A 26,081-nucleotide genomic window follows, 5' to 3' on the forward strand; every position below is an offset into this window, starting at 1 on the left:
CGTCATAAACAAAATATCGGAATAAGGCAGACAGCCTGCTAAAAACAATAAGAAATGAAACAAAATGCAATAAGCGTCAACTGTGGGGCCAGATACAGGAACTATCCGTTCTATGACTGGATGCCGAAACCGCTCGGAATAACCATTCTCATACTGCTGTTCATACCTATCCTTACCGTCGGAGGTGTATACACAGCCAACAGCGGCGAGATGATGAGCGGGTTGGGAATACAGTCGGAGCACATACAGTTTGCCGGATTCGCCACATCAATAGGCATGGCGGCATTCTCACCTTTCTTCTATCAGGTGGTGTGCATACGTCGCGAGAAGATGACATGCGTCATAGGATTCTCCATAATGTACGTTCTGAGCTACGTGTGTGCCGTCACCGACAGCATATTCGTCATTGCCCTGTGCAGCCTTGTGATGGGTTTTCTGCGCATGACTCTTATGATGGTCAACCTGTTCACGCTCATACGGTATGCCTTCGGCATGGAAGCGACACAGAACATAACGCCTGGCAACGAGCCTGCCGATGAGGAAGGATGGGATCGTCTGGACTCTGAGAAAGGCAAAAGCATGCCGATAATCTATCTGTTCTTCATGATTCTCGGTCAGCTGGGCACGTCACTCACGGCATGGCTTGCATACAGATACCGGTGGCAAGACGTTTACTTCTACATGATGGGCATGACACTCGTCGCCTTACTCACCGTGTTCGTGACTATGCCTCACCACACCTACAACAGCCGGCGCGTCCCTATAACGTTCAGCAAGTTCGGCAATGTGGCAGTGTTCTGTTCGATGATGACATGCGGAATATACGTACTCGTCTATGGAAAGACACTCGACTGGTTTGCCGACCCGACGATAGTTCGCTCCACGATACTTACAATCGTCTTTGCCGCAGTGTTCGTCTATATGGAAATGTCGCGCCGTTCGCCCTACTTCATTATGGAAGTGTTCCGTCTGCGCACCATCAACGTCGGCATCATACTGTTTCTTCTGCTCATGGTGTTCAATACAAGCTCTATGTTTGTCAGTATGTTCACCGGTGTGGGAATGTCCGTAGACAACTGGCAGAACGCCTCACTGGGCAACTGGAGCATTGCCGGATACTTCACCGGAGCCGTCATAGCCATAGCTCTCGGTTCGAAGAACGTGAAGCTGAAATATCTCTTCGCCATAGGTTTCCTGCTCATCGGAGCCTCCTCAATATTCATGTATTTCGAGGTGCAGACGGCTGGTCTGTACGAAAGGATGAAGTATCCGGTCATCATACGTTCGGCAGGTATGATGCTGATATATTCTCTCGCAGCCGTATACGCCAACCAACGCATGCCATACAAATATCTGTCCACATGGATATGCATAATGCTCAGCGTACGCATGGTTGTCGGTCCGGGCATAGGATCTGCGCTTTATTCCAACGTGATGCAGCATCGGCAGCAACATTATGTGACGATGCTTGCACAGGATTTCGACCGCACAGACACACAGACGGCAGCCGACTACGACCGTACGGCATACGGTATGCGCATGCAGGGAAGCAGCGGGACCGACGCCGAGAACGTGGCTGCCATGTCTGTAAAAGGCAAAGTACAGGTGCAGGCAACACTGTCCGCCATAAAGGAAATGTCGGGATGGACATTCTATGGCTGTATGATTTCAATGCTCTTCGTACTCATTTATCCATACAGAAAGAGGAATTTATCTGCTTGGCATGACTCAAACCCGAATCGGTCATTAAAACGCCGATAAAAGATTTCAGGTTTATTGTCAGCTCATCATCCTTCTTCCGCACTGCTGCCGTCATCTTGTCGTCCCGCTTTTTACCGGTGTAGCCCGCTACATCTTCGATAAAGCAGAATACAATTTGACTGACATCAGCACGAAACAAGAATGGAAGTTTAATGACATATTCGGGTTAAAGGTCTGCCAAGTCAGATAAATTTATTATCTTAGCGGCAACAAAGAGAATGCAAGGCGAGTGCAACAGCAAGACGGGAAAACAGAGTTTTACCGGTCTTGATACTGCCGAGCCGCAGCTTATCTTATACAAAGAGAATGCAAGGCGAGTGCAACAGCAAGGCGGGAAAACAGAGTTTTACCAGACTTGATACTGCCGAGCCGCAGCTTATCTTATACAAAGAGAATGCAAGGCGAGTGCAACAGCAAGACGGGAAAACCGAGTTTTACAGGTCTTGATACTGCCGAGCCGAAGCTTATCTTATACAAAGATAATGCAAACGAGCGGAAAAAGAGCTTGCTCTTGTTTTCCCGAGTGCAGCTTATCTTATGCAAAACATCAGCCGCCATGGACAATATACCTTACTTGAACGATGCCACACGACTGGCACGACTGCATGAATGTATGGAAAACAGAGCCGACGTATGCTCGTCGGGAGGCGTGGTATCCGACTTCCCGCAGCGCATGTACGACGGTTTCATCAACTTCGGCATTGGTCTGATAGTATGTCATGAGGGTGATTTTGACTTCATCCTGTCAGACAAAACGTATACGGCAAAACACGGCGAGACCGTATTCATGACAGAACACACCTATTTCCGCATCGTCAGAAAGTCGCGGCAGTTGCAGGCAAGTATCATAATCTACAAGACAGAACCCATACGCTACGTCATAGGAACAATCGTACAGTCTGTACAGATATACGCAAGAATGTCGCCCGAGCTGCCATGTGTATGGTCCACCGGGTGTGAAAACGACATCTCCCGATACATTTCACTTATAGGAAATGATGCTCCTCAGCCTGAAAACATGTTTGCCGCAAGCGAGCAGAAGATGCTTCTCATGTCGCTCACATACCGCTTGTGCAGAATCTTCAGCAACAAGTTCTTCGCGGAAGGCTCGTCCAACGCACGTCGGACTGAGGTGTTTCTCAAACTCATACAGCTCATCGGACGGCATTACATGACTGAACGTGGAGTGGCATTTTATGCCGGTCAGCTGTTTCTTTCGCCCAAGTATCTCTCCGAACTGTCCAAGTCGATGTGCGGATACACCGTCCAGCAACTGGTGTTCAAGGCAATCACGCGCAAAGCAATGTCTCTGCTCGACAGCACAAACATGACCGTCGCCGAGATAGCCGACAAGTTCCGATTCCCCAATCCGTCGAGTTTCGGCACGTTTTTCAGGAAACAGACTGGAATGTCTCCGCAGAAATACAGGGAGCGTCTGTGACATTGCGCCGCCCGGATAAATATGAAACAGTATATTATAAAATAAGAACCAAGAAGTCCGTTCTTCACCGGCATAGCCATAAGCAATGTCAGCCGTCTGCCTTTATGGCGCATGCGGAGTGTCACTGAATGCATTCATAGCGGTATATAAAACGAAAGACAGGTCCCATCACATCCTTAACTGTAATGAGACCTGCTTTTATATAACCAGCATAAATGCGCTGTCTGCCGCATCAACGCGTCTTTACAGGAACGAAAGGCTGTTCTTTAGTCTCGTCGAGCGGAGCGTCATAGTATCCGCACTTTGCGAAATCAATCCTGTCAAGAGCAATGCTCCTTATCGAACTGTCGTACATGGTGCGGTAATATATCACCCTGTTTGTCATATCGGTGGCTGTAGTCCATTGCGTGGCACTCGGAATATCGGCATGCACCTCGCCCGCCGGGAACTCGATACCTACAGGTATGTCGAAGTTGTTAAGTATCTGGAAAGCCTGCCTTACAGCCGCCGCCGCGGTGGACTGCACGGGAGCCGTTGTCTGGAAAAAAGCCGCACGCACAAATCTCGAAGGAGGAGTCACATCACCGGGTATACCAAGAAAACCGCTGCCAGCCCCGAACGAAGCCAACTGAACGTCACCGAACGCATGGGCTCCGGCTGTACCCGAATACAGATTGACATAATTGTTGAGATTCGTCATCTGCCATTCAAAACCGGGAGAATTGGTAAGCACGCCCAGCTTATTGTCGAAAAAATGCGGCTTGCCGTCCACTATCTCGAGCACGATCTGCCTGCCCGTCGCGTCGGCAAAACGCCAGTGCACGGTTGAGGCGCGCGGGTCGATAGCCACGACATGCACATTTCTCACAGCCTCCTTCACCTCGTCAGTGGTCCTGCAACTGCCGAGCAGCCATGATACAAGCTGGAAATCGGTGATGGTGCTGTTCTTCTGACCGGCATTATAGTCCTCATACTTGCCATAACCGGGGAAATAAAAGAGTCCGGCAGACAGTCCGGCTTCGTTCAATCCTTCAACCACAAACTCTTTCTGTTCCACCGAAAGCCCAACATAACCGTACTTGGCGGTAAACGGCATACCGTCTTTCGTGTATCCGGGGACGTACGAGCGTTGCGTATATCCGCGCGGAACTATGACATATCTGCTGTTAAGCTCACTTCCTCCCCATTCTATTGTACGCGCAACGATGCGCGCGCTGTCTCCCGATTTAAGAGTGATGCCGGTGCATGCAGCCGTGTGCTGATGCCCGGAGATAATCATACCGATGGCAATGATTACCGTCAAGATGTTCTTTTTCATTTATTCTTATGTATATAGTTCATACTTTCGCAAATATACGACAATAATCGTTTGGCTCTCATTTTTATACGGAAAACATGATGTATGTCAACGTAAAGATTGTTAAAAGGCACTTACAGCCCATTGTACAGGCATGAGAAAGCATCTGGGCATGCCATTTTCAGATAAACGTTTTATAAATAAAATGATGCTAAAGAAAACAATAAGCGGAAGACGGATGCGTTTTCATAATATCAGAATCATTGTAATGACAAACATAAAAAACACTCATTAACGCATATGGAATACATAAACAAAGACGTGCGGCGTCAGGACCGGCTGCTCGATGAGGCACGGGCAAGAGAGATTATCACCACGGCGGAATATGGAATATTGTCGATGGCGGACGCGACAGGCATGCCCTACGGCATTCCTCTCAATTTTGTCTGGGACGGGAATGACTGTTTCTACGTGCACTGTGCGCCTGAAGGACGCAAGCTGAGAATGATTTCCGAGAACAGAAACGTCTCTTTCTGCATTGTAGGAAACGTGTCGCTGAAGCCACAACTGTTCACAACAGCATACGAAAGTGTTGTGCTGCGCGGTGAGGCATCGGTTGTGGAGTCAGACGAAGAAAGGCGTGAGGCACTGCGACTGCTCGTGAAGAAGTTCTCGCCGGAGTATGAGACGCTCGGCGCGAAATACTCGGAAAAAAGCTTTCACCGCGTCGCCATACTAAAGATAAGGTTCGACGTGTTCAGCGGCAAGTGCAAACATGTGAGATAAGACACTGCCGGAAGTATTGCGGTCCGTGCCTCACGGAATGTGGAGACACGGACCACAGCCTCTATTTGCGTGACATCATGAATTTGCGGAATGCGGCGTCAGAAGCGCCACGCCCGGCATTTATCAGTCCCGGCTTGTAGTGTCCTCTGCGTAACGAAGCAAAAACATCGACCTCAACGTCTCCTGCCTGCTGCCACACCTTTCCGTCGCGTCTGTAGAAGAAACGCAGTTTACTCACATCGTCAACGCATATCTTGAGCCAGATGTCACCGCCATCATAGGCTGCGGAATAAAGATTGTCGGCATGACCGCCCTTCAGCAGACGTATGACAAGTCTGCCTCCTTCAGTGCCGAACACCACCTGATTGTCCGCATTGTTCATGTATGTAAGCCCGAAGAGATTGTCTTTTCCGCACGACACATGCGTACTGTATTCATAATCGGCATACGACGGACGGCGACAGAGCGTGGAACTGTATTCTCCGGCATCGTCGGCAGCCGGCGGCAACAGCAGTACTCCGTCTGAAGGAACGGGACGCTGACTGTGCGACTTTATGTCTCCAGTCCATCCCGGGTCGAGTCCAATACCGTCGAAGGCGTCATAATAACTATAATCCACCACTTCTATTGTACCGAAAGGAGTATCCTGCGTTATCTTTGTCTTACTTCCTGTCTTGAACCGTACCCATCCGTCATCGGTCTGTACAAGCTCATGCATCACCGGCTGTCTGCCGAGATAGAACTCCGGACCTTTCATAAACGCATGGCAGATGTAGAACATCCTGCCGTCCGGAGTTTCTGTCATTGTGCCGTGACCGCACGACTGCACCTTAATGCTGTCGCCCTTCAATATCGGATTATCCGAATACTTCTCATACGGACCGGTTATCTTCTCAGCCCGAGCCACGTACACCTCATAATCGCTACGCTCGCTGCAACAGTCGCGTGTGGAGTAAAGCATGTAATAATATCCGCCCTTCTTAAACAGACACTGCCCCTCCATGCCTATCTCCTCCGTATCCACAAGCATTGTGAAAGGCTTGCCCTTCAGATGCAGACCGTCTGAGGACAGACGGCATCCCAACAGTTCTATCGGACGACCGCCGTCAAGTCCGTAGGCTTTCCAGGTTATGTAGAGCTGTCCGTTGTCATCGTATACGAATGCGTCTATTGCCTCATTGGTCCATCGGATAAGCGGGCCGTGATCGGTGTAAGGTCCTTCCGGCGAATCGGCAACAGCCACTCCTATACACGTGATGCCGTCAGACTTTGCCCTTGCCGTGTAATAACAATAGTACTTTCCATTATGACAATATAGTTCCGGAGCCCAGAAATCACCCGAAGTCCATGCAGGCGGTGTCTCGAACACGGCTCCGGTCTGAAACCAATTCACCAGATCGGGAGAGTAATACACCGGATAAACCGGAGTGGCATTGCCCGACGTACCGGAAAGAAAGTAATAGTTCCCGACTCTGATTACCGAAGGGTCGGGCACATCCGACCTGAGTACCGGATTGTTGAAGGTGGACTGACTTGCGCAAGGCAATACAAATGCCCACATGACTCCACCGCACAGAAGGCTTGTAAATCTGTTCATAATGACTTGTGTTTGTAGTAATGTTTTAATATAAAGGTTCTACGGCTTGTATTCCACCGCACGTCTTCATGCCGTACTCAAAGAAACGACGCACACGACATGCCGGTTTCAGCAACTGATGTTTGCACCCATAAAATTACATAAAATATCTGAAAGCGTGTCACACAAATGTATTTTTAAATTTAAAAAGGCATGAAAAGGTGCTTTTTTGTGATATATGCGCATTATTCAGCCACTTTTTCGGCATGACAAATACATCAGACGGCATTTTCATGTCACAATAATACGTCATTTGATTATACAGAAGCATTTTATGAAACAGTGGCACAACCACACTATTCAACCCGAACCGGGCTTTATACCTCTCCCATGTTCCGAGCTGAGGCAAGGCAGACAGTATTCAGGTTATATAAAATCTGCGGCGCGCCGTTTCCTGAAAAGCAGGAACGCAAGACTCCGGATGCCTTACGGAAGAGACATGAAGAGCTGACAGGTGTATATAAACACATGTACAGAAGTTTGATGACCAACTGGGATTAAACTGCGATTACACCCGCAACAGTCATCCGTATAAAAGCCGAACAGGACATTATGGACGCCTTGCTCTCAAGATGTGCTACGTCAACAGCATCTTAAACCCGAGTCGGTCATTAGAACGCCGATTAGACATTTAAGCTTTATTGTCAGCTATTCATCCTTCTTCCGTACTGCTGCCATCATCTTGTATTCAGCTTTTTCTCTATGTAGCCCGCTACATCTTCGATAAAGTTGAATACAAGATGACTGACAGCAGCACAAAATATGAATGGAAGTCTGATGACAGATTCGGGTTAAAGAAATGAACATTACAACAATACCGAAAGTAAAAAATCTTTACAATGTTTTTTATCAAAGCAGGAACGCGACAACACATCAGCCACACTCCTATACGCGTTTTCCATTGTCAGATATACACTATCCCCCACTCTCTACACCAATAAATACTCTTCTGTTTCCCGGTTTTTGTCATTTTGCCGGCTGTCTTAATCATGTCGGTCACCCTCCAACCGTAATGTCATGATGCGGAAAAGCCCGTTTCGTGTGTCCGAACAGGCTTTTCCGCATGCCCATACGTGCTTTTCCGCATCCCGAAAAAGTCTTTTTCATGCATCAAAAAAGTGAGATTTCCGGCAGCATTTCACACAACACACTGATATTCAACACATTGTATTTACCTCTCAAAACTCGCGTATACCGCGCCACTTCTTATACCGTTTGCATACAAGCGATTCTCAGCGACTTAACGTTGGTATAATTCTCACACTGCATGCACATTTTCTTACCATCCTGCTATCTGAAACAATCCGGTGTGAAACACTCTCTTTGGTAAAACATTCTCATGATGTTCCGCAACTGAAGAAAACGACAATAAAAAAAATAACAGTCCATATCGGTATGCCGGATATGGACTGTTATTGTATAATATTTATGTTGCTTACGGATAAAACAGCCGTCACAAGTCACCGAACCAGACTATAAAACGGTGGACTCAGACGCCTGTCATATCTGTAAACGGTTATGTCAGAACCGGTAGCCCACTGTGACGAGCAGCTGGTTGCGCTTGTTGTTCACCTTAGCTCCCGGCGCAACGTTGGCGTTAGACGCATCCTCACCCTCAACAGGATAATTGCTCATGAACGGATAGAAATCGCCTTTGGTCTCGCTGTAAGCATAAGCGAGGTCGAAGTTCCATTTGCCGTAGCTGTATCCGAAACCTGCCGTTATACGATTGGTAGCGTCCCAATTGGTGTAATCGGTAGCCGAACTGTAGTATGACCCGTAGGAAGGCAGCGTCCCATCCTTGAATCCGCTCTTTTTGTACATAGGCGAAACGTAGTTGTAACCGAGTCTTACGGAGAATCCGGGAGCGACCTTATACTCTGCGCCGACCTTCAAAGTGGATACGCCCTTAAGCGTCTCGCCTATATGATGGTTCATCACCGCGTCGTTTGAACTTGTCTCGTAATAGTCTCCCCAATAAGCGTCATAGTATCCGCCGTCGTTGACACGCATTTTCGAACTGCCATAGTCAGCATACTCGTATGTCGCACCGATGGCAAGATAGTTGCCCACTGTGTGTCCGAGACTCACACCGAACTTCCATGGAGTGCAGAACTTGAACTCGTAAGTTTCGGCAATGTGTCCGTCATCATACATTCCAACACTCGTTCCATTGAGCAATGTAGTGTAGTTGCTTGTTTTAAGATCATACCACACAGGGGTGTGAACATAGAGTCCCACACGGAAAGGCGAGTTCTCGACAGGGCGGAAGATGATGCCCGCTTTCACGTCGAAACCTTTTCCTGTTATCTCTCTCGTGTCGTTGATTGTCACATCGCCTATTGCAGCCTTGTTCTCGTCGACAAGTGTCTCGGTGTACATGCTTTCGCCCTTATAGTGCACATCATGTATGCCGAAGGTGACACCCCAGTAGAAACGGTCATTGACGTTGCCGCTGACATTAAAGTCGTATTCTCCAATGTAGCCGCTGCTGCCACGGTTGAACATATATCCGTTGGCATTGTTATAATAAGACTTATTGTCCTTATCGTTGAAAAGCAGCGCATTGTAATATAGATAATCTATCTGGTTATAGGCAAGAGAATAATCGTTACCGTTATATCCTACAAGAGCACCATCGCTATTCTGTCCTATATCGAATATGCCGTTCAGACCTTTAAGATAAGACAGCTTGTTCTGCGAAGCGTTCTCCAGCCGTCCGGCGGCGGACAGTATCTGGTTGAAGTTCTTGCTTTTGTGATAGTTGAATCCGAAGTTCAATATTGAATTTCTGTCCAGCTTCGTGGAATAGACAAGTCCTATCTGGTCGAAACTCATATTTGTCTTGTCCGCGTTACGGAATGACTTGACACCGTCCTGAGACACAAGACCGAAAGAAGTGCTTATCGAACTCTTGCGGAAAAGACCTATACCGGCAGGGTTTGAGCCGATGGTCGATATGTCTGCGCCTAAAGCTTCCAAGGCGCCTCCCATTCCCACGTAACGCGCTGTTCCGTTAAGATCCTCGTTTGCAAGTATCGCATTTTCATAAGTCTCTTGTGCCGAGACCGTCAGGGAAGACACTGTGACGAGCGTCATGAATAGTATTTTGTTCATAATATTCCTTTCTGTTTGTTATTGTTTTTATCTTCTGCCTCCAAAGCCTCCGCCACCGGAGCGTCCGCCTCCGCCTCGGCTGCCACCGAACGAACCGCCTCCACGACTGCCGCCGAACGAGCCTCTAGTCACCGACGACGGTGTAGACTGCGGACGTGAAGCCGGACGCGACACTGTGCTGGAGTTGTTTGTGCGACGCTGACCGCCGAATCCGAATCTGGAGTTTGTGTTGCCCGACGGTCGCCTGTAGCCGTTATTACGGTTTCCGAAAGAACTTGATGTGTTGCTGTAAGAGCCGCGATAGCCGGAAAAACCTGAAGTACGGCGTCCGGACGAATGCCAGCTTCCGGTTGAATGGTTTGTTGTTCCGGTAGGTCTGGAGTAGCTGTAATAATAAGAGGGACGCCATCCGTGCCATCCGTGCCATCCGTAATAATACGGCGAGTGCCATCCGTACCAGTACCACGGAGAGTAATAGCCGTAATACAACGGGTCGTACCAGTAATAATCATATCCCCACCAGTAAGGTCCTCTCCAATAAAAACTGAAGTAAGGGTCGTACCATCCGTAGAATCCGTCGAACCGTCCGAGATAGCGGCTGTAGGTATAATCGAAATCGGAATCGTCATAATACTGCTCCGAACCCGGATAGACATACACCGTGTCGTTCATCCCGGAAGAGCCGTAGGTGCCGTCTCCTTCATGAAACTCTATAATGTCGTTTCCTAAAGAATCGCTTCCTATCTTCTGATAATAACTCCTCACACGTCCACGACGGTTATACTCGTCGACATCACGGTCGCTGCCACAGTAGTAAGTCGGCTGCTCTGACTCGTCCGGCTTGTCTGCCTTTTCACTTTGCTGCGACTTGCCGGGAACATAATACATGTCGTCATCCTGAGCCAATAGTGACAGCGGTATAGCTCCAACGAGAACTAAGATAAATATTATTCGTTTCATTATACCTCCTTATATTTGCCTGTTAAACCTATTCTATTTCACATTACAAAAATAAATATTTTATTCCTTGCAGAATAAAGAAAAACCCTAAAATAAGTAGGGAAATCCCTATTATTTATTATTTTTGCATATATACTTATTTACAATAAACAATAATTAATATATAGAATGGAATATGTTGCTGTTAAATTCAATATAACCGGAGCCGACGAAAGCCTTATACAGACAGCCAACGACTTGCTCGTGGATGCGGTGTCGGCTGTAGGCTTCGAGTCGTTTGAGACTGTAGACGAGAATGTTATAGGATATATCAGAAAAGACATATACAGTAATGAGGCGCTGGAAATGGAGATAAAATCATTTCCACTGAGCGGAATAAGCATATCGTATACAGAAAACGACATAGAGGATGCGGACTGGAACTCGGCTTGGGAAGACTCAGGATTTGAGCCGATAAGCATAAACGGCAAGATGGTAATATACGACGCGCGGCACACCGGCAACGAAGAGCTGGCACAGCTGGATGCTCCCGGCGTGATGACTATCGGCATTGAGGCAAAGCAGGCATTCGGAACGGGCACGCACCAGACAACAAGAATGGTTATCGCAGAACTGATGAAGCACAGGCAACTCCTGGAAAAAGGGCGCATGCTCGACTGCGGATGCGGAACGGGAATACTGTCCATAGCCGCCGCAAAGCTCGGAGCCGTAAGCATCATTGGCTATGACGTTGACGAATGGAGCGTCAACAACTCCAGACATAACGCCGTGCTGAACGGTGAACAGGATAAAATCAGAATATTCCACGGTGACTCTGAGGTGCTTGGAAGCATAAGCGGCAAATTCGATGTCGTGGCTGCAAACATAAACAGAAACATCCTTCTCGGTGACATGCCGCGTTTCTGCGGGAAAATGAACAACGGGGCAGTACTCATTTTGAGCGGTTTCTACGAAACAGACATCCCAATACTTACAGATAAGGCATCGGAACTGAACCTGCGGGAAACAGACAGAATGACCGAAGACGGATGGGCTTGCCTTGTCCTTAGAAGCTGTGTGTAAGCACCTTACAATCCATCAATCCTGACTGCCGATAGTCAGTTTCTTCAGGTCATAGTATGAGCCGTTGTATATATTGAAATCAACGTAGCCCTTGATTCCCGGCAGTCTGCCGACGTCCGTGTGCTGCCAGAATTTCCATTCACCCTTATATTCCACCTTGTCTACATAATAATGGGCTATCCAATAAGGGTAATCATCAAACACGGGAGCGTTAAGGTATTTCTCCTTAAACTTATAATAAGTATAGATAATAGGCTTGACGTGGTATTTATCCTCAACCACATGAAGCCACGTAAGTATGTCGCGCTGGAAATCCTCTACCGACTGGTCTTTCGGCTTATGCTCCACATCAAGGACAGGAGGCAGGTCGCCGTCCTCCAGACGCACCTTATCCAAAAAGAAATAAGCCTGTTCGCGTGCGGTTGACTTATTGCTCCAGAAGTGATAAGCCCCTCTTATATAACCGTATTCGCGCGCCATATAGAAGTTGTCATTGAACTTCTCGTCCACTCGTGACGAGCCTTCCGTAGCCTTTATCATTATAAATCTTATAGGACAACCCTCAATCATGGCATTCCGCAAATCATCCCAATCAATGTCTCCCTGATAATGTGATATGTCAACACCGTGAATCTCATACCCGTCGGGGTAGTTTGCCTCACCATACAAAGCACGCCATCTGAACCCTGTGGGGCTTACGAAAAAATAATAAAAGAGCCAGATATACACCGAAACGACGCCTATGCCACCGACCCACCATGTCCAACGTGGATATTTTCTGAGAAAATACGGCACGGCTGAAGATACCGTTTTACGGCGTCTTCTCGTATTTGATGAGCGTTTACGCTTCACTTCCGGCACTTTTCTGACACCCATATTATAATATAGGAAAATGAGAGCAGGCACGACAGACCTGCTCTCATTATTATATTAAGTATTTGTTCTGCATTGTCATTCCTGCTCAAGAGCAAGAGTCTTTGTCGGCAGATCGCACACACTTGCAGGTCCCCAATACTGTATCGGACCCGGATATACGTAGCAGGTTTCCTTAGCCCACTGGTCGCGCTGAGCAGCAAAAGTCTTGAAAGGCTTGCCGTTCAGATCGACAAGAGCCTTGCGGATGACAGGCTTCATCTCACCGTTACGCTTCTCCATGTTCATCATCATTGTGATTGGCACACCTCCGGCTTTCCACTCCTCAGTGCCGGCTGTGGTGTTCTTCACGATTGCCATATAACCGGTCTTGCCGTTGGCAATAAGCTGTGCGGCACTTGCACCGAGCGCGTAGCAATAGTCTGCATCGAAATTTGAAGGAGCAGCGCAACGTCCCTCATACCCGAAGAAATGATGCAAAGCAGAGAACTTGCCGTTATACTTGCCTTCCTTAGCCCACTGGTCGAGTTTAGCGCCGACCATTTCAGAAATGAGTTTCTCTGTCTCGATAAGCGAAACCTGAACGTTTCCGTGCGGATCGCGGTCGAGAGAGAGCTGGCGTGCGACACCTTCCGGCAGAGTCTCGAATGTCGCCTTATTGGCTTCACTCAGATGAGAAAGTATGTATTCACGCTGTGCATCCTTATCCAGATCCTTATAATCCTGTCCGTGTGCGGCGAGAAGGTCGTTGAGTTCCTGTATCAGACGGCCGATTGCAGGAATAAACTCGATAAGTCCCTCCGGAATGAGAACGACACCGAAGTTGTTGCCCTGGCTTGCACGGTAAGCCACAGTCGACGCAATCTGCTCGACAATGTCATTAAGCGTAAGATCCTTAGCCTCTATCTCCTCAGATATAAGGCAGATGTTCGGCTGCGTCTGCAATGCGCATTCAAGAGCGATATGTGAAGCGGAGCGACCCATAAGCTTGATGAAATGCCAATATTTGCGAGCAGAGTTACAGTCACGCTCAATGTTTCCGATAACCTCGCTATATGTCTTTGTGGCAGTGTCGAATCCGAATGAAGTCTCAATCTGCTCGTTCTTAAGGTCACCGTCAATTGTCTTCGGACAGCCGATAACCTGCACGCCATAGTTCTTTGCAGCATAATATTCAGCCAAAACACATGCGTTTGTGTTGGAATCGTCACCACCTATTATAACTACTGCCTTGATATTAAGCTCACGGATGACCTCAAGCCCTTTCTCGAACTGCTCGACTTTCTCGAGTTTGGTGCGACCGCTGCCTATAAGGTCAAAGCCTCCTGTATTACGATAATCAGCTATAAGCTCTTCGGTTATCTCTATATATTTATGATCAACCAGACCGCTCGGTCCCATAAGGAAGCCATAAAGACGGTTGTTAGGGTTGAGTTTCTTTATTTCATCAAAAAGTCCGGATATGACGTTATGTCCGCCGGGAGCCTGTCCTCCGCTAAGAATCACGCCCACATTCATCTCTTTCTGCAAAGCATTCTCGGCTGTAACAAACTCTACGAGAGGCATGCCATAAGTATTAGGGAAAAGTTTCTTGATTTCCTCCTGATTGTCGACACTTTGCGTAGGAGCTCCTTCCACAACCTTTACCGCACCCTGAAGTGCTTTCGGAAGTTTCGGTTTGTAAGCAGCTCTTTCTTTCTGTAATGCACTCTTTTCCATAATTGAATTATTATTGTATTGCTATTGTTTTTTGTTTGTGCAAAAGTAGTCTTTTTCCATGACATGATGAAAGAAAAGAAAAAGAAAACATTATTTTGAAACATTTTTTTTATTTAAATATTATATTTACTGATTTTTTCATATCTTTGGAGTGTATTAAAAAATAACGACTATGGCAAACAAGAGAAATCTTAAGCATACTATAAACTATGTATGCGGCGAACTGTTCGCAGAATGTATTGCAGTATCACAATATAGCAGCAATCCCGACAACGAGAATGTGAATGCCCTGTTAAGGACAATTCTCACGATAAACAATGATATGATAAAGAGAGTGTCTCATCCGGAACCAGGCATGTCGGCTAAAAAATATTATAATGAGCTCATAGCCAGTTTCAACAAGCAGATACAGGAAATCAGCGACCAGATTGCAAACCTCAATTAAACGACATGCTGAGCACACTATGCCGATGGCTTTTGTATAAGCACTGGGGCTGGAAAAAAGAAATAAGCATAGAACATCCCAAGAAATACATTCTATGCCTTGCCCCACACACCAGCAACTGGGATTTCATTATGGGTCAGATATACTCACACGCTGAAGGCGTGAGTATAAACTTTCTTATGAAGAAAGAGTGGTTTTTCTGGCCGTTAGGATGTGTTTTCCGCAAACTTGGAGGAATACCGGTAGACCGGGGAAAACATACGAGCATGACAGACTTTCTGGCTGAGACAGCCATAAAGTCTGAAACATTCAGTCTTTGCATAACTCCTGAAGGTACACGCTCGCTTAATCCGGACTGGAAGAAAGGTTTTTATTTCATCGCACTCAAGGCTCAGATACCCATACTCCTTTATGGCGTGGATTACGAAAAGAAAGTCATAAAGTGCACAAAGCAGCTGATGCCGTCAGGAGACGTTGATCAGGACATGCGGACCGTAAAACTTTATTATAAGGACTTCAAGGGCAAACACCCCGATTTATTTACTATCGGTAATTTATAATGACAAGAATACTTCTGTTTTTTTTATTTTCCATATCACTGGCAACCGCGCTCCCGTCAGACGCATACAGCCAGTCAAAAGGCGATAACGAAAAGATAAAATCACGTCTCAGCACGTTTTTCCTAAACTACGAAAGCGACGAGGACATCTCTGCAGGACAGGCGCGGCTTCTGAAATACAGCATTGACGACAGGAACAAAACCGTTAGCATAACGTCAAGCAACAATTTTGCCGCTCAGGAATTCACTAAGTCAAAAGTCAAGAAGATATACCGGAAAATAGCAAAAACGCTTCCTAAGCCATACAATAAATATAATATAAAAGTAATCACAGGCGGAATGTCTATAGAAGAACTCGTCCCGGGAATGAGATATCCTGAGAACGAAGTGTCCGGAATGTGGGGAGAAATAGAATATGACGGTGAGCCCTGGACGCGCAACGTGTCAAGACCAAACACCATTACCCACGGACTTGCCAACAGGCATCTGTCTCTATGGGCAAGCCACGGAATGTATTTCGACCAGAAAAAAAACAGATGGAAATGGCAGCGTCCCAACATCTTCGGTACTACAGAGGACCTTTTCACACAGACCATTGTAGTACCTTACCTCATACCTATGCTCGAGAATGCCGGAGCGACAGTATTCACTCCACGCGAAAGAGACTATCAGACGCACGAGATAATAATTGACAACAACAACTCAAAAGCACCATACTACATAGAATACGAGGACAGAGGCAGATGGGAAGATGCTCCGCTGAAAGGATTCGCATATCACAACGGTACATACAACAATAGCGAGAATCCGTTCGAGAAAGGTACGGCGAGAATGGTAAAAGCCACGTCAAAGAAAAACAAGGTGTCTGCCATAGCCTATCAGCCCGACTTTCCGGAAGAAGGAAGCTACGCCGTATACGTGAGCTATCAGACCATAAAGAAGAGCGTTCCGGATGCGGAATACATAGTATATCATAAAGGTCAGGAGACAAAATTCAGGGTAAACCAGACCATGGGCGGCTCAACGTGGGTTTATCTCGGGACGTTCCTCTTTGACAAAGGCTGCAGTCCATACAACCGTGTTGTGATAACCAATAATTCCTCTGAGAAAGGTTTCGTAACAGCCGATGCCGTTCGCTTCGGAGGAGGAATGGGCAACGTCATGCGCGGTGGTACAACAAGCGGCATGCCGAGATGTCTTGAAGGGGCGCGATACAGCGCACAGTGGGCAGGCGCGCCATACAGCGTATACTCCGGAAAGAACGGTAACGACGACTATTCTGAAGACATCAACGTGCGCTCTCTGATGACAAACTGGCTTGCCGGGGGCTCGGTGTTCCTGCCGTCACTCACAGGCAAGAAGGTGCCGATAGAACTGAGCCTTGCCGTCCACAGCGATGCGGGATACACAAGCATCAGCGACTCCATCATCGGATCGCTTTCCATATGCACCACAAACTTCAATGGCGGGCGGCTGAACAGCGGTGTCTCACGTATGATGTCGCGCGACTTCGCCGACTCGCTACTCACCGGCATAACACGCGACCTGCGAACCAAATACAAAAACTGGAACAGACGCTTCCTCTTTGACCGCAATTATTCGGAGACGCGCATACCTGAAGTGCCGTCGTCGATAATAGAGACGCTGTCACACCAGAACTTCGCTGACATGCGCATGGGGCACGACCCGAACTTCAAATTCACAATCGCGCGTTCCATATACAAGAGCATACTGCGCTTCATAAGCCACCAGCATGGCGTGCCGTGCATCGTACAGCCTCTGGCACCCGACAATTTCCGCGTGGAGATAACGGAAGACAGCAAGATACGTCTGTCGTGGACTCCCGTAGAAGACAGACTGGAACCGACTGCCACACCGACGTCATACAACGTATATACATCCATGAACGGCAGCGGATTTGACAATGGGACGGAAATAAAATCAACAAGCTGTGTAATAGACGCAGAACCGGGGATGCTCTATAACTTCAAGGTTACAGCCGTGAACCGCGGCGGCGAGAGTTTCCCTACTGAGATACTGTCGGCATACTGTGCCCCGGGAGCACAGAAAACGGTGCTCGTAGTCAACGGATTTCACCGTCTGTCGTCACCGGAAGTAGTGAACACCGACACACAGCAAGGATTTGACATCGACGCAGATCCGGGTGTTACAGCCGGTCTCAGTACAGGATGGAACGGTAGACAGGTAAACTTTGACAAATACAACATCGGACTGGAAGGTCCTGAGGGTATGGGATACAGCGGCAACGAGATGGCTGGCAGATTCTTCATGGGAAACGAGTTCAACTACGTGCGCACTCATGCTGACGCCATATCCGCATCATCCGGCTACAACGTGGCAAGCTGTTCATCAAAAGCTGTGGAGACAGGCATTGTCGACCTGAAGGCATACGACTGTGTAGACCTGATACTCGGACTTGAGAAAAACGACGGTCACTCACTCGTGTATTACAAGACATTCACCCCGGCAATGCGCTCCAAGCTGACAGCATATGCATCCGGAGGAGGACGGCTTCTTGTAAGCGGCGCATATATAGGACAGGACATGAAGGACGTGAACGAACGTGCTTTCCTTGCCGACGTGCTCCATCTGGACTATGCAGCAAGCGACACGACACGCGCAGAGACGGTCAGCGGGCTCGGAATGAGCTTCGACATATACCGCAATCTGAACAAGACGCACTATGCAGCCTCGTCTGCCGACATTCTCTCGCCACGCTCTCCGGCATTTTGCGTAATGCAGTATACTGACGGTGTGAGCGCAGCCGTGGCTTACGACGGTGCCGACTACAAATGCATCAGCATGGGTTTCCCGTTCGAGTGCATAAAGAACCGGCAGGACCGTCGGATGATAATGAAAGGTTTACTGGGTTTTCTAATGAAATAAAAACATGACAACTATGTATAAGATTCAAGCCAACGCCTCCGGAACAAGGAGCATAGAAGTGAGCGACGCACACCTTGAGGCAATCAGGAAATACGCTCTGTTCAAAGACCTTATAGACAGCAGCGGCTTCGTGGACGGACTGGCACTCGAGAAGCTGAAGCTAAACGCAAGGTCAATACTCGAATCACAATCGGGCGACAAAAGCCTTCTCGACCTGTGCCTCGATGTTATTTATAACAGCTACATGAAGGTTTTCGGACTGCGCGAACTGTACGCCCTCTACAAAGAGTGGGAGAAGTCGCACCCTGAGACAGAGTGAGCCATTGCAGCTCATACCCTGCCCTCACTTACATACAACAAGAACCATAATGAAAGAATATCAACTCACAGACTGGCTGCCTACCACAAAAAAAGAGGTGGAACTGCGGAAGTGGGACGGACTTGACGTAATACTGTTTTCCGGCGATGCCTATGTGGACCATCCGTCGTTCGGTGCAGCCGTCATCGGACGCACATTAGAAGCAGCCGGCTATCGCGTGGCAATAGTGCCACAACCCGACTGGCACGGAGATTTCCGCGACTTCCGCAAACTCGGGCGTCCCCGTCTGTTCTTCGGCATCGCACCGGGATGCATGGACTCCATGGTAAACAAATATACCGCCAGCCGCCGTCTGCGGTCGGAAGACGCCTACAGTCCCGACGGCCGCCACGACTGCAGACCGGAATATCCTACGATAGTCTACACGCAGATTCTCAAAAAACTGTTTCCCGACGTACCCGTAGTGCTCGGAGGAATAGAGGCTTCGCTGCGCCGTCTCACACATTACGATTACTGGCAGGACAAGCTCATGCGGTGCATATTGTGCGACTCCGGAGCCGACATGATAATCTATGGCATGGGCGAGAAACCTGTATTGCAGCTGTGCGAACGGCTCGACAGCGGCTTACGCATTGATGACATACGCGACATTCCGCAGACAGTGTATCTCAGCCGGGAGAAAGACATACCGGGAGGCATTACCGACGTTGACATAGTATTGCACAGCCACGAGGAGTGTCTCAACAGCAAGAAGGCACAGGCAGAGAATTTCAGACACATCGAGGAGGAGTCTAACATGATGCATGCCCACCGTCTGCTGCAGGCGGTAGGCAAACTCTACGCTGTTGTAAACCCTCCGTTCCCTCCCATGACCACCGAGGAACTGGACTCGTCGTTCGACCTTCCATACACACGCATGCCTCATCCAAAATATAAGAACAAACGTATTCCGGCATACGAAATGATAAAATTCTCTGTTAACATCCATCGCGGATGTTTCGGAGGTTGCGCCTTCTGCACTATAAGCGCGCATCAGGGCAAGTTCATCGTGTGCCGCAGCAAGGAAAGCATTCTGAAAGAAGTGAGACAGGTATGCGCCATGCCCGGCTTCAAGGGCTATCTGTCTGACCTCGGCGGACCGTCGGCAAACATGTATGGCATGCAAGGGCGCAACCATAAGGCGTGTGAGAAGTGCAGGCGTCCGTCGTGCATACACCCACAGATATGCCCCAATCTCAACACCGACCATACGCCGCTGCTCGACATATATCATGCAGTCGACGCCCTGCCACAGATAAAGAAAAGCTTCATAGGCAGCGGAGTGCGCTACGACCTTCTTCTGCATGAGAGCAAGGATGAGAAGACCAACCACGCTGCACAGCAGTATACACGCGAACTTATATGCAATCACGTGAGCGGCAGACTGAAGGTTGCGCCTGAACACACGTGCGACCACGTGCTGCAACACATGCGGAAACCGTCATTTGCACAGTTCGAGAAGTTCAAACAGATATTCGACCGCATAAACCGTGAGAAGGGACTCAACCAGCAGATTATACCTTATTTTATAAGCAGCCACCCCGGATGCCGTGAGGAGGACATGGCGGAACTTGCCGTAAAAACCAAGCAGCTCGACTTCCATCTGGAACAGGTGCAGGACTTCACTCCCACACCTATGACTGTAAGCACCGAAGCATGGTACACCGGATACGACCCATACACACTCGAACCGGTGTTCAGTGCCAAGTCACCGCGTGAAAAACTGGCACAGCGCATGTTCTTCTTCTGGTATAAACCGGAGGAGCGACGCAACATAGAGAGCGAGCTTAGACGGATAGGTCGCCCCGACCTCATAAGCAGATTATACGGTGGCAGACCGTCATACAGACCTGAGCGGAAGCAGGCAAAAGAACCATCCGGACAGGACAGACGACAGGGACGCACTACAAAAGGCAGAAACAGACGCAACCGGTAGTCAACCGGCATACAAACAGGATATGACGGAAACAGGATTGACTTTTATCCGCCATATTTTGTTTTATCCCGAATCGGTTATTAGACTTCATCCTTATTTCGTACTGCTGTCATTCAGATTGGTTCTTGCTTTTATCGAAGATGTAGCGGGCTACATCGAGAAAAAGCGTGAGACAAGATGACGGCAGCAGTGCGGAAGATGGATAAAGAGGGTTGCAATCAATTAAAAAAACATTTTGACGGTCTAATGACCGATTCGGGGTTATAAATATCAGTAAACGGATGAATGTCATACATACAATATACGGAGCATAGTGATACAGTATGTATTTACACTTATAGACAAGAACTATTGTCGGCTATTGTTCTCCTGCGTTTAAACGTTCATAATATCTCAAGCCTTGAGTCAAGTGCACGTCCGGATGGAATATATTTATTAAATCTGATAAAAGGAAATCCGGTCTGAATGATATTTCTTCAAAATATTTTTCCTTGGAAGTATAGCATACATATATTTCCCCTTTACGAAAAGCCTTAATCTCCGCATAACCGGGATATTCCTTCAATAAATCCCTACGTGTTATCGGTCTGTCGGAACCTGACATTATAAGCCATGCGTCAGACCCTCCAGCCTTGTCAATGACCACTTCCGGTGATAAAGATAAAGACCCACTATGTATATCATCAGAAAAAGCGTATTCAATATTCGCATCTCGGAATAATTTTCCCATAGAACTTCGTCCTCCAGGGCAATACCACACACTGCCAGTCTTGCGTTCCGTAAGAATCTGACCATACGACCTTGTGTGCCCGGCAGATACCATCAGCTCATTATAACAGCTATCTACGACATTGAACAACGAGTCTGCCCTTTCCTCACAGCCAAAAAGCAATCCATAAAATTTCATCCATTCAGCACGTCCGAGTGCAGATGTCTCCATATACTCAGCACACTCTATAATCGGTATTCCAATTTTCTCTATCTGACCATAACCCGCGTTTTCAAAAGGGGAAAGCATTATTACTTGAGGATTAAGTTCTATCACACGTTCTATCGCAGGAATCATGGAACTCCCGCAATCCGCGATATCACCATTTTTCAAACCTTCCCGCACTTCCTCCAATCTAATAAAAGACTTATCACAAACCCCTTTTATCGCGTCTCCGACACCAAGCCAATATAACAGTTGACAATGTGGGGAATTAGATACCACACCGGATATCACAGGAATATAGACAAGTGTGCCTTCCGGTATATTCCTTATATTTGCAGAATCCTCCCTATTTACTAAAACATATCTGTGCAATATCCTATCCTTTTTCCACGGATCCTTCAATTCAACAATAGAGTAGTCAGAATATTTAACAATACTGATATGGTCAGCATATTTAAACACTACAGTATCACATTGTGAAGTATCATTCACTAATACCGTCCTTTTGCAGGATATGAGAAAAGCTAAAATAAGAATACAACTTAAACAAACAAGTGACTTCATGTATAATTCATTGATAACAGTCTAACCCACCTAACAATTTATGCATACTATACCATGAATCTCGCATACATTTATTTTATACCTGTCATATTTTCATGTTTGATGAAGTAATTAAATTTTGGACATACAAAACATGTTGCGGTCAAATGTATAATTACCGGAAAAGCTATTTCCTTTCATTAATATAGCATAAAGCAGCCCCTATGGCAGTACAGAACTCCGAATATTTTGGTATCCTAAAATTGACCCCATATAATTTCTCAGTAGCCGGAAACACCAATTTACATTGTGGGAGAAGTGTGAGATTACCAATCATCACAAACTCCTTTATCCCGCTTTCCAAAGAAGACAAGATAGATGCGCTGCATATTGACTGTAAAACCATCCATATCAGACCGATTGCGAGATCCTCACGTGAAGCATCACTTTTGGCATTACCAAATAAAGATGCGATTGCGTTCATTGGCAATCCTGGCAGCGGATTCCTGCTGATATCTCCAATCAGAACATTGATATGCGACAAATCACCATGCTCGGCAAGAGTTGCAACCTGTTTAATGTCATCCGTATTCAGAAGCAGTCTGGACAGTCCCTGTAAGGTTCCGCCACCTATTCCGATACCTCCTAAATGCAAAATCTCGTCATGGTCACACTTGACAATAGATGTTCCGGTGCCCATACTTACAACCATCATCCGTTCAAGCCCCGTCTCATATCGTGCGCCCAAGCCATTGGCTATGAATTCCTCCGATTTACCTGTAGGCAACCCATAAACAGCCTTATCAATATATGCAGCCCCAACTCCAGTAAGCATAACCTTCTCAACATCACCCAACTGAATCTTATTGTCGTATAAGTATTTGCCGAACGCGCCATAGAGAGATGTAACCGGGTCTGTTGCCTTAATCCGAATAGGAGACAAGACACGCCCTTCCTCGTTTATTCCGATTATTTTTGTCGTACTTATACCTACATCAATTCCAATAACTATTTTCATATCACATTTACGTGTTTGCTTTAATAAGGAAATCTAACCTTTATTACATTTATATATATAATAATCTGCATTGCCCGCATTACAATATTGTTTAAGCAATCTGATTATAAGCTCTGAAGTCTCTGATATATGGCTTTCGTTTCCATCATATCCATTCACAAGCACAGTCAAATGACTTGTTTCAAGTCCGACCTTAGTTCTTTCACTGTCACTTGTCGGTGTCCCTACTCCGCCTTCACTGTCACGATAAACAGGCAATCCCGATATATTGAGCATACCGCGACCAATGCCTTCATATGGTTCGCCTGCGCGTCCTATCCCCAAAACCAAAGTGTCATCGTGAAACTTATCAGAATCAAAAGCTCCCAAACTATAGCCGGAAATCATGCTTGCCATATTGGTCAGGTCAACCAGCGTATCACATTGATACAGGCTTTTGCCTTGAATGACCCTGCGCATGAGAGCCTCCGCCGCAGGACGGTATCGTGAAGGATCCTTTCCGCACATTTTATATATCTCGCGTGTGGCAGCGATGGCAGGAATCTCTTTCACAGCATCCAACGTAAAGCGTTCTTTTATAATCCTGCACGTTTCCTTTATCTCTTCCCACAAGGCATCACTATAAGATGTGTTGCACACCGTAGCCGTGATACATGAGCCTACGAAAACGGGGCATATGTTTTTAATGTCTTCAGATACGATTATTCTCATAATAAATACGAATCAATTACATCAACATCTTTAGGAATGTATCTTCGTCTACAATCTTAACTCCGAGACTTTCCGCCTTCTGAAGTTTTGACGGTCCCATCTTTTCACCGGCAAGCACAAATGTTGTCTTCGAGCTTATGGAAGATACATTTTTCCCTCCATGCTTCTCTATCATCGCCTTATATTCATCACGAGTATGATTTGCGAAGACACCGCTTATCACGATGTTCATTCCTGCAAGTTTATCTGAACCATTATCTTCTGAAGAGCTCACGACACTCATTTGCAGACCATATTTCTTCAAACGCTCCACAATCATCCTGTTTTTTTCAGAAGCGAAATAGTCCACAACACTTCTGGCTATCACATCGCCTACACCGTCAACATCCTTCAGCTCTTCTTCTGTAGCTTCCATCAGAGCGTCCATATTCTTAAAATGGCGGGCGATAAGTTTTGCAGAAGTCTCACCTACGAACCTGATTCCCAATGCGAAAACCACTCTTTCAAACGGAACAGTCTTTGATGCATTTATACCGTTCAACACTTTTCTTGCCGACCGTTCCCTGTTTCCATCACCGTTAATATCCTCTATCTTTATTTCATACAAATCGGCGAAATTGCTGATGAGCCCGCGTCTGTAATATTCATCCACTGTTTCAGGACCTATGGAATCTATATTCATCGCCTTACGCGCAATGAAATGCTCGATACGTCCTTTTATCTGAGGAGGACATCCTGAATCATTGGGGCAGTAATAAGCGGCTTCTCCCTCATATCTCACGAGTTCTGAACCGCATTCAGGACAGTGAGTAATGAAGGTTGCAGGCTTAATGTTGTCATCACGCTTATCGTAAGCCACACCGACAATCTTGGGAATTATCTCACCTCCTTTTTCCACGTACACATAATCTCCTATATGAAGATCCATTTTTTTCATGAAATCTTCATTGTTCAATGTCGCACGTCTCACTGAAGTTCCTGAAATCTGCACTTCATCAAGGCACGCCACAGGAGTTATCTGTCCTGTACGCCCTACCTGATACTTTATGTCAGTAAGTTTCGTGCAAGCGCGTTCCGCCTTGAATTTATAGGCAATTGCCCATCTGGGACTTTTAGCCGTATACCCTAATATGCGTTGTTGTCTGAGAGAGTTTACCTTCAATACAATACCGTCTGTCGCAACCGGCAGATTCTTGCGTTCCACATCCCAATATCTTATATAATCGAATATCTCGCTTAAAGAACCAACCTTACGCATGGCATCACTTATCTTGAAGCCCCATTCCGCAGCCTTTTGCATATTCTCGTAATGCCCGTCACACGGAACGTCGTCGCCAAGCAGATAATAAAGATAACTGTCAAGATTGCGGCTTGCAACCAATTTTGAGCTAAGACTTTTCAATGTTCCACTCGCCGCATTCCGTGGATTGGCAAATAAAGGCTCTTCGGCTTTCTCGCGCTCTAAGTTGAGCCTCTCAAACACACTCCATGGCATGAGCACCTCACCACGTATCTCAAATTCCTTAGGATAGTCACCTCCAGGCTGTAATACCAACGGTATGCTGCGTATCGTACGTACGTTTGCTGTCACATCATCACCATGTATGCCGTCACCCCTGGTCACACCTCTTATCAATCTTCCATCAACATAAATAAGTGAGATGGACAAACCGTCGAACTTAATCTCACAACATATCTCGAACGTCTCGCCTTTAAGCCCACGCTTCACGCTGTCATACCATGAAGCGACATCATGCTCATTGTACGTATTAGACAACGACAGCATGGGATATTTGTGCTCTACCTGTTCGAAATTACCGTTCAAATCACTGCCAACTCGCTGTGTAGGCGAATTGGCGTCGTATAATTCAGGATGACGTTGTTCAAGAGTCTGAAGTTCGTTCATCAGAGCGTCAAACTCCTGATCGCTTATTATAGGGTCATTCTGTATATAATATCTTCTGTTATGTTCATGCAACAAGCGTCTGAGTTCTTCTATACGCTCTTTATCATTCATA

The 26,081-nt window shown here is 46.9% G+C and carries 19 protein-coding genes; 9 read left to right on the plus strand and 10 right to left on the minus strand.

What is annotated here, in order from left to right:
* Positions 1–120 precede the first annotated feature (120 nt).
* Both BN4609_RS01785 and BN4609_RS01790 read left to right on the plus strand, forming a co-directional pair.
* Positions 121–1,761: an efflux MFS transporter permease gene (locus BN4609_RS01785; RefSeq protein ID WP_068855246.1), complete on the plus strand. Its 1,641-nt coding sequence runs from the start codon at positions 121–123 to the stop codon at positions 1,759–1,761.
* A gap of 556 nt (positions 1,762–2,317) precedes the next feature.
* Positions 2,318–3,202, plus strand: coding sequence for a helix-turn-helix domain-containing protein (locus BN4609_RS01790; RefSeq protein WP_068855247.1), 885 nt, complete (start codon positions 2,318–2,320; stop codon positions 3,200–3,202).
* Positions 3,203–3,434: 232 nt separating this feature from the next.
* Here the strand turns inward: BN4609_RS01790 and BN4609_RS01795 are convergent, their stop codons facing one another.
* Positions 3,435–4,520: a linear amide C-N hydrolase gene (locus tag BN4609_RS01795; RefSeq protein WP_068855089.1), complete on the minus strand. Its 1,086-nt coding sequence runs from the start codon at positions 4,518–4,520 to the stop codon at positions 3,435–3,437.
* 279 nt (positions 4,521–4,799) lie between these two features.
* Between BN4609_RS01795 and BN4609_RS01800 the strand changes: the two genes are divergently transcribed.
* A complete protein-coding gene (locus tag BN4609_RS01800) occupies positions 4,800–5,285 on the plus strand; it encodes a pyridoxamine 5'-phosphate oxidase family protein (protein WP_021994206.1) in 486 nt (161 codons plus the stop codon).
* Positions 5,286–5,346: 61 nt separating this feature from the next.
* Here BN4609_RS01800 and BN4609_RS01805 read toward each other — a convergent pair whose 3' ends face one another.
* From BN4609_RS01805 to BN4609_RS01815, 3 genes are all read right to left on the minus strand, one after another.
* Positions 5,347–6,882 carry a glycoside hydrolase family 43 protein gene (locus tag BN4609_RS01805; RefSeq protein ID WP_068855090.1) on the minus strand — a complete coding sequence of 512 codons (1,536 nt, stop codon included), beginning with the start codon at positions 6,880–6,882 and terminating at the stop codon, positions 5,347–5,349.
* Positions 6,883–8,442: 1,560 nt separating this feature from the next.
* On the minus strand, positions 8,443–10,038 hold the full coding sequence (locus BN4609_RS01810; RefSeq protein ID WP_068855091.1) for an OmpP1/FadL family transporter: 1,596 nt from the start codon (positions 10,036–10,038) through the stop codon (positions 8,443–8,445).
* Positions 10,039–10,065: 27 nt separating this feature from the next.
* A complete protein-coding gene (locus BN4609_RS01815) occupies positions 10,066–10,998 on the minus strand; it encodes a hypothetical protein (protein ID WP_068855092.1) in 933 nt (310 codons plus the stop codon).
* A gap of 168 nt (positions 10,999–11,166) precedes the next feature.
* Between BN4609_RS01815 and prmA the strand changes: the two genes are divergently transcribed.
* Entirely contained in the window at positions 11,167–12,060 is an 894-nt protein-coding gene (prmA, locus tag BN4609_RS01820) for a 50S ribosomal protein L11 methyltransferase (protein WP_068855093.1), read from the plus strand.
* 15 nt (positions 12,061–12,075) lie between these two features.
* Here prmA and BN4609_RS01825 read toward each other — a convergent pair whose 3' ends face one another.
* The gene (locus BN4609_RS01825; protein WP_068855248.1) at positions 12,076–12,936 is read right to left on the minus strand and encodes a glycoside hydrolase family 25 protein; all 861 of its coding nucleotides are present in this window, start codon (positions 12,934–12,936) and stop codon (positions 12,076–12,078) included.
* Between the two features lie 75 nt (positions 12,937–13,011).
* Positions 13,012–14,652: a diphosphate--fructose-6-phosphate 1-phosphotransferase gene (locus tag BN4609_RS01830; RefSeq protein WP_068855094.1), complete on the minus strand. Its 1,641-nt coding sequence runs from the start codon at positions 14,650–14,652 to the stop codon at positions 13,012–13,014.
* Positions 14,653–14,824: 172 nt separating this feature from the next.
* Between BN4609_RS01830 and BN4609_RS01835 the strand changes: the two genes are divergently transcribed.
* From BN4609_RS01835 to BN4609_RS01855, 5 genes are read left to right on the plus strand one after another with little or no spacing between them, the layout of a single operon-like run.
* Complete coding sequence (locus tag BN4609_RS01835) at positions 14,825–15,097, plus strand: hypothetical protein (protein WP_021994215.1); 273 nt, start codon at positions 14,825–14,827, stop codon at positions 15,095–15,097.
* A gap of 5 nt (positions 15,098–15,102) precedes the next feature.
* The gene (locus BN4609_RS01840) at positions 15,103–15,657 is read left to right on the plus strand and encodes a 1-acyl-sn-glycerol-3-phosphate acyltransferase (RefSeq protein ID WP_068855095.1); all 555 of its coding nucleotides are present in this window, start codon (positions 15,103–15,105) and stop codon (positions 15,655–15,657) included.
* A complete protein-coding gene (locus BN4609_RS01845; RefSeq protein ID WP_068855096.1) occupies positions 15,657–18,563 on the plus strand; it encodes a golvesin C-terminal-like domain-containing protein in 2,907 nt (968 codons plus the stop codon). Before BN4609_RS01840 ends, BN4609_RS01845 begins: the two co-directional genes overlap by 1 nt.
* 13 nt (positions 18,564–18,576) lie before the next feature.
* A complete protein-coding gene (locus BN4609_RS01850) occupies positions 18,577–18,882 on the plus strand; it encodes a DUF8442 family protein (RefSeq protein ID WP_068855097.1) in 306 nt (101 codons plus the stop codon).
* A gap of 49 nt (positions 18,883–18,931) precedes the next feature.
* Positions 18,932–20,857: a YgiQ family radical SAM protein gene (locus tag BN4609_RS01855; protein WP_068855098.1), complete on the plus strand. Its 1,926-nt coding sequence runs from the start codon at positions 18,932–18,934 to the stop codon at positions 20,855–20,857.
* A 358-nt stretch (positions 20,858–21,215) separates the two neighbouring features.
* On the opposite strand, the gene BN4609_RS01860 is transcribed toward BN4609_RS01855, so the two are convergent.
* The 4 genes from BN4609_RS01860 to ligA all read right to left on the minus strand — a co-directional run bounded on the left by BN4609_RS01860 (position 21,216) and on the right by ligA (position 26,080).
* A complete protein-coding gene (locus BN4609_RS01860; RefSeq protein ID WP_241033169.1) occupies positions 21,216–22,283 on the minus strand; it encodes an ABC transporter substrate-binding protein in 1,068 nt (355 codons plus the stop codon).
* 238 nt (positions 22,284–22,521) lie between these two features.
* On the minus strand, positions 22,522–23,352 hold the full coding sequence (gene coaW, locus BN4609_RS01865) for a type II pantothenate kinase (protein WP_021994221.1): 831 nt from the start codon (positions 23,350–23,352) through the stop codon (positions 22,522–22,524).
* Between the two features lie 33 nt (positions 23,353–23,385).
* Entirely contained in the window at positions 23,386–24,063 is a 678-nt protein-coding gene (locus BN4609_RS01870; RefSeq protein WP_068855100.1) for a B3/B4 domain-containing protein, read from the minus strand.
* 16 nt (positions 24,064–24,079) lie between these two features.
* Entirely contained in the window at positions 24,080–26,080 is a 2,001-nt protein-coding gene (gene ligA / locus BN4609_RS01875; RefSeq protein ID WP_068855101.1) for an NAD-dependent DNA ligase LigA, read from the minus strand.
* Position 26,081: the final 1 nt, after the last annotated feature.

Origin of the sequence: Leyella lascolaii, assembly GCF_900079775.1 — a bacterium.
Classification (GTDB): Bacteria; Bacteroidota; Bacteroidia; order Bacteroidales; family Bacteroidaceae; genus Prevotella; species Prevotella lascolaii.